Source organism: Mesorhizobium sp. M5C.F.Ca.ET.164.01.1.1 (genome assembly GCF_004792125.1).
GTDB lineage: Bacteria > Pseudomonadota > Alphaproteobacteria > Rhizobiales > Rhizobiaceae > Mesorhizobium > Mesorhizobium wenxiniae.
The window spans coordinates 1-288 of record NZ_SRTG01000571.1; the positions used below are offsets into that span (position 1 = coordinate 1).

At 61.1% G+C, this 288-nt stretch carries 1 pseudogene; it reads left to right on the plus strand.

The window, feature by feature from the left end:
• Positions 1–288: pseudogene (locus EN807_RS34795) on the plus strand (phosphatidylserine/phosphatidylglycerophosphate/cardiolipin synthase family protein); the annotation flags it as partial.

Here is a 288-nt window from a genome sequence, read left to right on the forward strand (position 1 = left end):
ACAAGACCCACAACGTCAAGATGCTGGCGACGCTGGCCGAGAATCCCGGCAGATCGCGCGTAATCATCGGCGGCCGCAACATCCATGACGGCTTCCTGTTCCACAAGCCGGTCGACCTGTCGCGCTATCCGGACCTGCAGCAATACGGCAGGACCGACGGCTTCTCGCTGAACTACTATTCCAACTGGAGCGATTTCGACATCGAGATCGCCGACCAGACGACCGTCGAGACGCTGGCCGCGCATCTGTCGACCATCTGGCTGCGCGACGCCAACACCAATCTGTCGC